The 6,087-nt window shown below is 59.0% G+C and carries 7 protein-coding genes; 3 read left to right on the top strand and 4 right to left on the bottom strand.

Features of this window, described 5'->3' with window-relative positions; all coding sequences use genetic code 11:
• From B472_RS14555 to B472_RS14545, 3 genes are all read right to left on the bottom strand, one after another.
• On the bottom strand, positions 1–634 hold a 634-nt coding region (locus B472_RS14555), incomplete at its 3' end, for a uroporphyrinogen decarboxylase family protein (RefSeq protein ID WP_019425709.1).
• A gap of 52 nt (positions 635–686) precedes the next feature.
• The gene (locus B472_RS14550) at positions 687–1,475 is read right to left on the bottom strand and encodes a hypothetical protein (protein ID WP_019425708.1); all 789 of its coding nucleotides are present in this window, start codon (positions 1,473–1,475) and stop codon (positions 687–689) included.
• Complete coding sequence (locus tag B472_RS14545; protein ID WP_019425707.1) at positions 1,463–2,005, bottom strand: hypothetical protein; 543 nt, start codon at positions 2,003–2,005, stop codon at positions 1,463–1,465. The genes B472_RS14550 and B472_RS14545 overlap by 13 nt, the downstream gene beginning before the upstream one ends.
• Before the next feature lie 82 nt (positions 2,006–2,087).
• Here B472_RS14545 and rfbA point away from each other — a divergent pair, with 82 nt between their 5' ends.
• Together rfbA and rfbC are read left to right on the top strand one after the other, a co-directional pair.
• Positions 2,088–2,960, top strand: a complete 873-nt coding sequence (rfbA, locus tag B472_RS14540) for a glucose-1-phosphate thymidylyltransferase RfbA (RefSeq protein WP_019425706.1) — start codon at positions 2,088–2,090, stop codon at positions 2,958–2,960.
• 25 nt (positions 2,961–2,985) lie between these two features.
• Positions 2,986–3,537: a dTDP-4-dehydrorhamnose 3,5-epimerase gene (rfbC, locus tag B472_RS14535; protein ID WP_019425705.1), complete on the top strand. Its 552-nt coding sequence runs from the start codon at positions 2,986–2,988 to the stop codon at positions 3,535–3,537.
• 62 nt (positions 3,538–3,599) lie between these two features.
• Here the strand turns inward: rfbC and purT are convergent, their stop codons facing one another.
• Positions 3,600–4,739, bottom strand: a complete 1,140-nt coding sequence (purT, locus tag B472_RS14530; RefSeq protein WP_019425704.1) for a formate-dependent phosphoribosylglycinamide formyltransferase — start codon at positions 4,737–4,739, stop codon at positions 3,600–3,602.
• Between the two features lie 118 nt (positions 4,740–4,857).
• On the opposite strand from purT, the gene B472_RS14525 reads away from it, so the two are divergent.
• Positions 4,858–6,081, top strand: a complete 1,224-nt coding sequence (locus tag B472_RS14525) for an efflux RND transporter periplasmic adaptor subunit (protein ID WP_081504917.1) — start codon at positions 4,858–4,860, stop codon at positions 6,079–6,081.
• Positions 6,082–6,087: the final 6 nt, after the last annotated feature.

Below are 6,087 nucleotides of genomic sequence, written 5' to 3'. Positions count from 1 at the left end.
CGGCTTCGATTTGGGTGTTCAGGTACAGGGCCACCGCGTCGGCGTTGATCTCGAGGATGCGGTGCATCAGGTCCGGGCGGCTGTACATCAGGGTTTTGACATGGCGGTAGTCGTCTGAGCCTGCGCCCTCGACCATGTAGCACGCCAGCGTCCAGGGGCTGCCCGAAAAGCCGATCAAGGGCACGCGGCCATTGAGCGCTTTGCGAATCGATGTCACGGCATCAAAGACATAGCGCAGCTTGTTCATGTCGGGCACGGCGAGTTCTGCCACAGCGGCTTCGTCGCGCACGTTCTTGGCAAAGCGCGGGCCTTCACCCATGGCGAAGCTCAGGCCCAAGCCCATGGCGTCGGGCACGGTCAAGATGTCGCTGAAAAGAATAGACGCATCCAGCGGATAACGGTCCAGCGGCTGCAGCGTGACTTCGGTGGCGTAGTCCACGTTGGTGGCCAAACCCATGAAGCTGCCGGCTTTGGCGCGGGTGGCGCAGTACTCGGGCAAATAGCGCCCGGCTTGGCGCATGAGCCAGACGGGGGTGTGGTCGGTGGCCTGGCGCAGACAGGCGCGCAGGAAAGTGTCGTTTTGCAGCGGCGCAAATGCGCCGAAGGAGGGTGCGGATGAAGGGATCGTGTTCATGTCTTGAATTGTCGCAGGGTGTGGGATTTTGGTCTATCACCTAAGCGCAAATTCAAAGCGATGCGCAGTAAAGAATGGCCGGAAAAGTGCTGAGCCAAGCCCAGAAAAATCGATTCAGTCCAAAAAACCAAAAGACCAAAAAATGGAACACAGCGGCTACGGTGCAAAAAACAGCAGCCACCTGAAGATTCCATAAGGCCAAAGGAAACAAGCCTTCCCAAAGCATGAAACTCCAGCTGCAAATGAGCGCCACTTTGGGCGACCGGAAAGGGCTGTTGTCGGACAAGGGGCCATGCACAGCTTGGTCCAGAAACACCGTCAATGCCCTGCCTGAGCGCCATTCTGGACGCAACAACTTGACCCAGCCTGACACGAAGTAAGAGCCCAAGCTTTGCAATGTCACATACCAAAAAGCCATCGTCCATGCTGTCGTTGAATCGTTCCATCCGCTCAAGGCATGACCGATCAGCAAGCCTGTCAATCCGACCAGAGTCATGAAATCGCTGCCCCCATTGAAAGCGCCGCGCCAGCGCATCAAGAGCAAAACAGCGAGCAAGAACAGGCCGATGGAGACCCCGAGTCCGGCCTGTCCTGCCATCAAGACCAGAGACAAGCCACCACGGATCCACAGCAGGCTTTGATAAACGCGGGCTTGAAACAAGCTGTCCAAAATCAGGCGAACAGGGCGGTTTGGAATCTCTTGGCGTTGGATCTCCCAGTGGCCAACCTGGTCGGTGTGCGAGAGTTTGAAATACTCCAGGGTTTGCAGCAAAAGGCTCAAGCCCAGCAAGACCTCAAACAGGCGGATGGCCGTGGCCATGTCCAAGCTCATGCTGTCCATGGCATGACGGGTGATTGGATCAACAGGGCCGATTCATTGTTCGACAAAAAAAGCAAGCGAACTTCGAACTGAAAGGACCGCTGAACAGGGGGTGTGCCGGATCCGTCGGCATAGCGGTTTTGGCTGTGCGCCATCACCGCTTGTCTGGCCAAGCGAGTGACCAAGCGGTAGCTGACAAAACGGGTGATGTCCCCGTTTTCTGGCAAGGCATGGATGTCTGAGGCGAGGTGTTCCACTAGGTTTTGATGCGACAGGGCCAAATTGACTTCGGGGTTGTGCAGCCACTGCAAGGAGCGTCGCGCCATGCGAGGGTAGTGCAGCTGCCAGTCAGACCATTGACCGTCGGGTCCTTGTGCGCGAACCCATAAACGCGGCGCAGGTCCCAGGCCATGGAAAAACTGCCAATTGGGAAAAAAGGCTCGAAATAAAAACAACCAAGGCCCCGAGACGCTGCGGGTTCTTTTGCGAAAAACCATGGCCAAGCCGAGCCCTAAAAAGTAGGCGACGACCAAGCTTGAAAACAAATCCATGAAGCGAATTATGGTCTGAAGTGCCCCAACAATCCCGATTTTTCAGACCGGCTGACGCCAAAGAGTCGGCTTAAAATGCGCCATGACAAATCGCAAAGGCATCATCCTCGCAGGCGGCTCTGGCACCCGCCTGTATCCCGTGACCCAAGCCGTGAGCAAGCAGCTCATGCCGGTGTACGACAAGCCCATGGTGTACTACCCGCTGACCACCCTGATGCTGGCGGGCATCCGAGATGTGCTGCTGATCAGTACGCCACAAGACACGCCGCGCTTTGCCGAACTGCTGGGAGACGGGAGCCAGTGGGGCATGAACATCCAGTACGCGGTTCAGCCCAGCCCAGATGGCTTGGCGCAGGCCTTCATCATCGGCAAGGACTTTGTGGGCCATGACCCGAGCGCGCTGGTGCTGGGCGACAACATTTACTACGGCCATGATTTGGTCAAGCTCTTGGCCAGTGCCAACGAACGCGAAAGCGGCGCCAGCGTGTTTGCTTACCATGTGCACGACCCGGAGCGCTATGGCGTGGTGGACTTTGATGGGCAACAACGCGCGCTGAGCATCGAAGAAAAGCCCAAGTCCCCCAAAAGCAACTTTGCCGTCACGGGCTTGTATTTTTACGACACGCAAGTCTGTGACATTGCTGCTGACATTCGGCCCTCACCCCGTGGCGAGCTTGAAATCACCGACGTGAACAAGCGTTACTTGGCGCTGGGTCAATTGAACGTGGAGATCATGGGTCGGGGCTATGCTTGGCTGGATACCGGCACGCACGACAGTTTGCTGGAGGCCGCTGGTTTCATTGCGACCTTGCAAAAGCGGCAAGGCCTCATGGTCGCTTGCCCCGAGGAAATTGCTTTGCACCAAAAGTGGATCGATGCCGCAGCCGTACAAAAACTGGCAGCGCCCTTGGCCAAAAATGGTTACGGCCAATACCTGTTGAATTTGCTGAAATAGCCCACGACCCCCTCACTTGCTCGATATGCCTTACACCGTCACGCCCACGTCCATTCCTGAAGTCTTGATTCTGGAACCCCAGGTTTTTGGGGATGCCCGTGGGTTTTTCTTGGAGTCTTTCAACCAGCGCGACTTTGCTGACAAGACCGGTGTGAACTCGACTTTTGTACAAGACAACCACAGCAAGTCGGCTCAAGGTGTGTTGCGAGGCCTGCATTACCAAATTCAGAACCCGCAGGGCAAATTGGTGCGTGTGGTGCAGGGCCAGGTGTTTGACGTGGTGGTCGATCTGCGGCAAAGCGCCGCCACTTTTGGACAATGGGTGGGTGTCTATCTGGATGCGCAAAAGCACCAGCAGCTGTGGGTGCCGCCGGGTTTTGCCCACGGCTTTGTGGTGCTCAGCGAAACGGCCGAATTTTTGTACAAAACCACCGATTACTGGTACCCCGCCCACGAGCGCAGCTTGCGATGGGACGACCCCACACTGGGCATCGGCTGGCCCATGGCAGGACAGCCCCAGTTGGCAGCCAAAGACGCTGCGGCGCAGCTTTGGCCAGATGCTGAAAAATTTGCCTGAGGCTCAGAAACGCTCAAAGCTTGGCGACGTGTGGTCTGTCAGCCAAGCTGAGGCGTTCGAACTCAGTGGCTCAGCACCTTGATTTTGGCCGCTGCAGCGCGCGCTCTTTGCAGGGCATTGGGGCCCTGCGCAAGCGCCACAGCCATGCGCCGATAAGGGCGTGTGGTGGGTTTGCCAAAGATGCGAACGTCTACGCCGGGTTCGGCCAGTGCCGCTTCAAGGCCTGTGAATGTGGGGTCTTTGCCTTCACGGTCTGCTAAAACCACCGCGCTGGCGCCTTCCACACCGTCGATGCGTGGAATGGGCAGTCCCAAGATCGCGCGCGCGTGCAAGTCAAATTCACTCAAATTTTGGCTGATGAGTGTGACCATGCCGGTGTCGTGCGGGCGGGGGCTCAGCTCGCTGAAGATCACCTCGTCTTTCGTCACGAAAAACTCCACACCAAACAGGCCTGCCCCCCCTAAGTCGGTGGTGACTTTGTCGGCCATGTCTTGCGCGGCTTTCACTTGCTCGGGCTTCATGCCTTGGGGTTGCCAGCTGTATTGGTAATCACCGCGTTCTTGTACATGCCCGATGGGTGGACAAAACAGGGTTTGGCCATTGCGTTGGCGCACGGTGAGCAGGGTGATTTCAAACTCGAAGTGGATGAATTCTTCGACGATGACTTTCTGACGGTCGCCGCGCATGCCCGCGCAGGCGTAGTCCCAACTGACTGGCACATCGCCTGCCGTTTTGGCCACACTTTGGCCTTTGCCCGAGGAACTCATGACCGGCTTGATGACCACCGGAAAGCCAATCTCATTGGCGCGGTCCAGCAGTTCGGCAGCCGAGTCGGCATAAGCGAATTGGGCGGTGCGCACACCCAGGCCCACCGCCACGTCGCGGATGCGGTCTCGGTTCATGGTCAGGTTGGCGGCGCGGGCGCTGGGGATGACCTCAAAACCTTCTTTTTCCACGTCCAGCAGCACTTCGGTGCGAATCGCTTCGATTTCGGGCACGATCAAATCAGGCTGGTGTTGTTCAATGGCCTGTCGCAAGGCCGCTTCGTCCAACATGCTGAACACGCAAAACTCGTCGGCGACCTGCATGGCGGGCGCACCCGCATAGCTGTCGCAAGCAATGACGTGGCAGCCCAGACGTTTGGCGCTGATGACGAATTCTTTGCCAAGTTCACCAGAACCTAAAAGCAGTATTTTTTTCATGGAGGTCAGAAGGGTAGAGAGAGCACAAACCCCATTGTTGCTCAGTTGCCTGACACACAGCCTGCACATGGGCCGATCTTGACCTGGATCATGGGCGCGAACAGCACCGATCCCCACAATGGGTCGCATGAATGCTGTTTGGATGTGGATTCGCCACCATGGTGGCCCATTGTTGTGGGGTTTGCTGGTGCTGGTGTTGGTTGCGGCATCGCTGCGCTGGTGGCTGGGGCCTCAAGTGCAGACCGAGGCGGTGCAGCGCCGTGATCTCTTGCAAACCTTGGTGGCCAGTGGCCGCGTGGCAACACCGCACCGGGTGAACATGGGGGCGCAGATCACCGGCACCGTGGCGCGTGTGCCCGTGAGCGAAGGGCAAGTGGTGCGCGCGGGCGATGTGCTGGTGGAGTTGGCCAGCACGGAGCTGCAGTCTGCCCGGCGTCAGGCGCAGCAGGCCGTGGTCCAGGCGCAGAGCCGACTGCGGCAGTTGACGGAGTTGCAGGCGCCTGTGGTGCAGCAGACACTGCGCCAAGCACAGGCCAGTTTGGGCACGGCACGGGCCAGCTGGCAGCGCAGTTTGGTTTTGTTCGAGCAGGGCTTTATCGGTCAGGCGGCACTGGACGAGTCGCGCAAAGTTTGGGCACTGGCCGATGCGCAGGTGCTGGCCGCACAACAACAAGTCACTTCGACCCAAGCCGGCGGCGCAGAGCACAGCTTGGCCGTGGGCGCCGTGGCCGAAGCGCAGGCAAATGCCGAAGGGGTCGTTGCCAAAGCGGCTTATGCGTTGGTCCGGGCGCCCGCGGGTGGGCAGCTCATAGGCCGCAACGTGGAGGTCGGCGATGTGGTCCAGGCGGGCAAAGTCTTGATGACTTTGTCGCCTGAAGGGGCCATGCAGTTGGTGGTGCAGATCGACGAAAAGAAGCTGCGCCTGTTGGCGCTTGGGCAGCAGGCTCTGGCCTCGGCCGATGCCTATCCGCAGCAGCCATTCAAAGCCCAAGTGGTCTCTATCAACCCCAGCATCAATGCCCAGACGGGGGCGGTAGAGGTCAAGCTGGACGTGCTGGAGCCCCAGCAGACCCTCCAGCAGGACATGACCGTGTCGGTGGACTTGATGGTGGCACGCAAACCGCAGGCGCTGGCGCTGCCGGCGGGCCATGTCCACGACATCGGCGGGGCGTCGCCCTGGGTGTGGCTGCTGGAGGCTGGGCACGCGGTGCGTCACCCGGTGCGACTGGGTTTGCGGGCTGGTCCGTGGGTGGAGGTGCTGGACGGCTTGCGCGAGGGGGATGCCGTGATCGCATGGCCCACAGCTTTGCGCGATGGCCAGCGCGTGCGTGTTCAACCTTGATCGGAC

This window comes from Limnohabitans sp. Rim28 (assembly GCF_000293865.2).
GTDB lineage: Bacteria > Pseudomonadota > Gammaproteobacteria > Burkholderiales > Burkholderiaceae_C > Limnohabitans_A.
Note: the sequence above shows the minus strand (reverse complement) of the source record. Positions and strands in the feature narration are given on the sequence as shown.

Bases quoted from the DNA above. Each gene is read 5' to 3' on its own strand.
- B472_RS14550 (WP_019425708.1), bottom strand. From the start codon at position 1,475: ATGGACAGCATGAGCTTGGACATGGCCACGGCCATCCGCCTGTTTGAG.
- B472_RS14545 (WP_019425707.1), bottom strand. From the start codon at position 2,005: ATGGATTTGTTTTCAAGCTTGGTCGTCGCCTACTTTTTAGGGCTCGGC.
- rfbA (WP_019425706.1), top strand. From the start codon at position 2,088: ATGACAAATCGCAAAGGCATCATCCTCGCAGGCGGCTCTGGCACCCGC.
- rfbC (WP_019425705.1), top strand. From the start codon at position 2,986: ATGCCTTACACCGTCACGCCCACGTCCATTCCTGAAGTCTTGATTCTG.
- purT (WP_019425704.1), bottom strand. From the start codon at position 4,739: ATGAAAAAAATACTGCTTTTAGGTTCTGGTGAACTTGGCAAAGAATTC.
- B472_RS14525 (WP_081504917.1), top strand. From the start codon at position 4,858: ATGGGTCGCATGAATGCTGTTTGGATGTGGATTCGCCACCATGGTGGC.